Origin of the sequence: Epilithonimonas sp. (genome assembly GCF_032055105.1) — a bacterium.
Taxonomy (GTDB): Bacteria; Bacteroidota; Bacteroidia; order Flavobacteriales; family Weeksellaceae; genus Epilithonimonas.
The window spans coordinates 1-4,696 of record NZ_DAMBRK010000038.1; the positions used below are offsets into that span (position 1 = coordinate 1).

The following is a 4,696-nucleotide window of genomic DNA, read 5'->3' on the forward strand; positions in this document are numbered from 1 at the left end:
TCTAGCGCCGATGGTACTGCGAAAGCGGGAGAGTAGGTCGCCGCCAGTTTTTTTAAACCTCAATCATTTATTTGATTGAGGTTTTTTTTGCGCTAAACTTAAACTTATTATTCTTACATGTATCCACAATAAACTATTATACTCTTATGACCTCATTCGATTAGATGAATAAGAGGTTTTGTTTTTATTAATAAGATATATTCGTTTCATTTTTAATCTCTTTTTTTGGTATTTTAAATATTCATTAATGTTTTAACATGATCCTTCTAATTCTCCAAAACTATTGATTAATTATTGTCCTTAGGCTCTTTTCCTTTCTTTTTTTAGCATTAACTTAAAAAAAATTGCTATACTAACCGCTGATATATTTAAATCAATATTATACTTTAAAAATAGATTATATTGAAGTTTATTAAGAAGATATAATAGAATTTATTTTTATTTGAAAACCAAAATTGATATTATCTCTCATGATTTTAAGGATGCATATAGATGGAATATGTATGTTGAAATTAAACAGAAATACTAGTTTCTTGCTTATATTTAATTTAATTATTATGATATCTAAGTATTTTTAAATAACAAAAAGTTCTTAGCTATATTGGTAATGATGTATAGTTAATCCGGAAAATCAAGATCTTCCGGATTGTTATTTTAAAGTGAAAATTGAAACTTATTATTTAAGACTATTTATTTCAAAGTAAATTTTACTTTTGTTTTGATGTTATCGGAAGCGTTTCCAATCAAAGCTTCGAAATCTCCAGGCTCAGCAACCCAAGCGTGTTTGTCTGCGTCAAAAAAGCTTAGAGCAGCTTTGTCAACTGTGATGCTAACTTCTTTTTCTTCACCAGGGTTTAAGAATACTTTTTCAAAACCTTTCAGTTCTTTGGTAGGACGTGGAAGAGAAGACTTCAAATCGGAGATATAAAGTTGGGCTACTTCAGCACCTGCTTTTTTTCCTGTGTTTTTTATAGTGAAAGTAAATGTGATTTTATCATCTTGCGATATGCTCGTTTTATCTGCTTTAGCTTTACCAAATTCAAAAGTCGTATAACTTAAACCGTGTCCGAAACTGAAAAGCGGTTTGATATGTTTTGTGTCATGCCAACGGTAACCTACGAAGATACCTTCATTATAAGTGATGTTGATCGGATTTTTTTGATCTTTCCCTTTTCCGGCTGCTATTTCCTCTTTGTTTCCAGGATATTCTCCCAATTGGTGAGCTGAGTTATCTTCCAATTTTACAGGGAAAGTGAAAGGTAATTTACCAGAAGGGTTGGCATCTCCTGCTAAAACTGATGCTAGAGAATTACCAGCTTCCGAACCTAGATACCAAGATTCTACAATTGCAGGAACATCCTTAATCCAAGGCATTGCAACAGCATTTCCTGAAACTAGTACTACGACTAAATTTTTATTTGCTTTTGCTAATGCTGAGATTACGTTATCTTGGTTGTAAGGCAACCCATAACTTTTTCTATCGATTCCTTCTGCATCTTGATAATCGGCTTTATTGAGTCCTCCAACAAAGATGACGAAGTCAGATTTTTTGGCTAATTCTACCGCTTCATTTAAAATAACATCTGCCGAACGATCGTCTTTTAAGTTTTGTCCAGATTGTACACCGTTGTATTCGCCGCCTGGATCACCTACATAGCCTCTGGCATATTTCACTTCAGCTTGTTTGCCAAAACGGGATTTGATACCGTCAAGGGGGAGCGTTTCATATTTTACTTTTAATGAAGAAGAACCTCCACCTACAGTCATCATTTTGATGGCATTTTCTCCGATGACAGCAATAGTTTTAACTTTATTAAGGTCAATCGGTAAAATGTTGTTTTGATTTTTAAGAAGTACAATGCCTTCTTCGCCTACTTGTTTAGCAACTGCTTTATGATCTTCAGAGGCTACATTTCCGAAAGGCTTGTTCTTGTTCATTGTGGTTTTGTAAGCCAGATTCAGGATACGGGTTACTTTGTCATCCAATTCTTTTGTGCCTACTTTTCCGGATTTAATTAAATCCAAATAAGGCTTAGCCAGATAGTAGTTATCATAAGCGTTACTAGTACCGGCAGATAAGCCATTGGTCCAGCTTCCGAACTCCATGTCTAGTCCGTTGTGGATGGCTTGTTCGGTATTGTTGACTGCGCCCCAATCCGATACAACAACACCTTTGTAGCCCCATTCGCCTTTCAGGATATCATTTAATAGATATTGGTTTTGGCTGGCGTATTGACCTTTGTACATATCGTAAGCACCCATTATGGTCCAAGAGTCACCTTCTGTAACAGCTGCTTTGAATGGTGGAAGATAGAGCTCGTATAAGGCTCTGTCATCTACTTTCACATTACTGGTGTGGCGGAATGTTTCCTGATTGTTCAGTGCATAATGTTTTACAGAAGTTGCAACACCATTAGACTGAACCCCTTGTATGTAAGGAACTACCATTTTGGAAGTTAAGAAAGGATCTTCACCCATGTATTCAAAATTCCTACCGTTGAGTGGTGTTCTGTAGATGTTGACACCAGGCCCTAAAAGGATATCTTTTTTACGGTAACGCGCTTCTTCTCCCAAAGCTTTTCCGTAGTTCCAGGACATTTTTTTGTTCCAAGTAGCAGATAATGCTGTTAAAGCAGGGTAGGCGATGATAGAGTCATTGGTCCAGCCAGCCTGATCCCATTCGTCCCATTTTACTTCTGCACGTACACCATGTGGGCCATCTGTCGTCCAGAATTCTGGAATTCCTAATCTTGGAACACCTGCGGAACTGAATTTGGATTGGGCGTGGAGCATTGCCACTTTTTCCTCCAGAGTCATACGGGAGAGGGCATCTTTCACTCTTTCTGCTACAGGTTTGGTATCATCCAAATAGATAGGTGTAGTTTTGGTTTGAGCTGTAGAAGCGGTATATGAGAGCGTTAGAATACTAAGAAAAACGATTTTCTTTAACATAAAATTTATTTAGTGGTTCTTCACAAATATAATAAAAACTTCATTATCTCATAATGAGAAAATACAGATTACTTATTCATATTCTAGTAATATAGCTTGAAGCTATGAAAATGAATGGCTTAGCTGAGTTTAATATTAATGATAGTCTGTTTTTTTAATGATTATGGTATTTTGTTCTTCATTAAATTTGAGAATCAACCCCTATAAAAACTATTAATGCTCTATCGATTTCGATTTCTCATTGCTGGCTTACTAATTTTGTTTCTTGCCTCTTGTTTTGGTCTCCTCTATGTTTCTTTATCAGACAAAGCTCAGCCTATTACTTACAATACGCCTAAGAATGATCTTAATGGTGTTTATTGTATTTATGAAGAGAAAGTTTATGCAATGATACCGAGTAAAGGCTATTATGAAGTGATGGGTGCGGATGCTAAGACCTTTAAGACTTTTACGGATCATTTTCAGGATGCCCATATTGGTTGGGATGCTAATCATGTTTATGCAGGGAATATCATTCTTGAAGGGCTCGATCCCAACAAACTCAAAGCGTTGTCTAATAACTACTATACAGATGGGCGTTGGTGAGGTAGATGTATGTTGTTTGATGTATGGCGGTGGTTTGGATTGTGAATTATATATTATCTGTTAGATTTGTTTGATGTAATGGTAATGGATTTGGTGGATTTTAATATTGTTTTTAATTTAATGATTTATTTTGATATCTTTATTAAAAAATAATAATACCAAATGAAAACAGATCTGTTTTTTGAGATTCTAAATATATCTTATCATCCCTTATTCTGTTGAGTTATGTCAATGTTTTTTACTTTTTGTATAATCAATCCAACTGAATTATGATACATGAACACAATGGGATTGCGATCTCACTTTATTCTCTTAAGGCTCTGCGAAGGGAACTTTCTGGAGAAGGTGGTTTTTTGATTTTTGAGTTTGATAATGCACTGGTTCGTTTAGAAAATGATGAGACGGGGAAATGGGTGGAGCGGTCTTATCGTAATGAGCCCTTGAGCCAGTTTTATGATGATGTTCTGGACTTGCAAGAGAGTTTTGAAGCCTGGATTGGAGTATGGAATAATTTTTTGATGCAGGTAAGCTCTTCTGAATAGTGCAGTGCCTGGAAGTTTGTGATCTAGGTTTTTGAGAATGGTCTACAGGCTTTAACGCTTATGAAGAGCTTGTTTGCATAAGGTAGTATTGTTATTAATCTTTATAATCCTTTATTTAATTATGATTTATCAACATGGTGGTATTGCGCTCAATCTTTTCAGACTGAAAGCAATTAAGAAGCAAGTAACAGGGAGAGACGGTTATCTTATTTTTGAGTTTCATAATATGGTACGTGTTTCGGAAACGAGTCATAACAGCAATGTTTGGGAGGAGAATTCTTATGAAAATGCGCCAGTTACCCAATATTATGACAATCTTGCGGATCTGGAGTTGTATTATGAGGAATGGGTTAACACGTGGAGCTTGTGGACAGAATATGTGGTGAATCTTGAAATGCCTATCGATTTTGAACCTAATAGCTTGTGAAGACGTATTTTTATATGGTGCTGAGTGGGACATATTATGGTGATCCTAAGTAATTAAAATCGGTAAAGCTATGGCTGTATTTGTGGCATAACGATGTGATGACTGCCCTCTATTAACCATAAAAAACACCCTTATCTTGGACTGCCCCCAAAAAGTTATACACTTTTTAGGGGCATTTTTTATGAGAAGA

Annotated in this window: 4 protein-coding genes; 3 read left to right on the forward strand and 1 reads right to left on the reverse strand. The window is 35.6% G+C overall.

Annotated elements, in window-relative coordinates:
- Positions 1 to 690: 690 nt before the first annotated feature.
- The gene (locus RTY06_RS16170) at positions 691 to 2,952 is read right to left on the reverse strand and encodes a glycoside hydrolase family 3 C-terminal domain-containing protein (RefSeq protein WP_312825998.1); all 2,262 of its coding nucleotides are present in this window, start codon (positions 2,950 to 2,952) and stop codon (positions 691 to 693) included.
- A 216-nt stretch (positions 2,953 to 3,168) separates the two neighbouring features.
- On the opposite strand from RTY06_RS16170, the gene RTY06_RS16175 reads away from it, so the two are divergent.
- The 3 genes from RTY06_RS16175 (at position 3,169) to RTY06_RS16185 (ending at position 4,506) form a co-directional block, all read left to right on the forward strand.
- A complete protein-coding gene (locus tag RTY06_RS16175; RefSeq protein ID WP_312825999.1) occupies positions 3,169 to 3,537 on the forward strand; it encodes a DKNYY domain-containing protein in 369 nt (122 codons plus the stop codon).
- Between the two features lie 269 nt (positions 3,538 to 3,806).
- Entirely contained in the window at positions 3,807 to 4,079 is a 273-nt protein-coding gene (locus RTY06_RS16180) for a hypothetical protein (protein ID WP_312826000.1), read from the forward strand.
- Between the two features lie 121 nt (positions 4,080 to 4,200).
- Positions 4,201 to 4,506: a hypothetical protein gene (locus RTY06_RS16185; RefSeq protein WP_312826001.1), complete on the forward strand. Its 306-nt coding sequence runs from the start codon at positions 4,201 to 4,203 to the stop codon at positions 4,504 to 4,506.
- Positions 4,507 to 4,696: the final 190 nt, after the last annotated feature.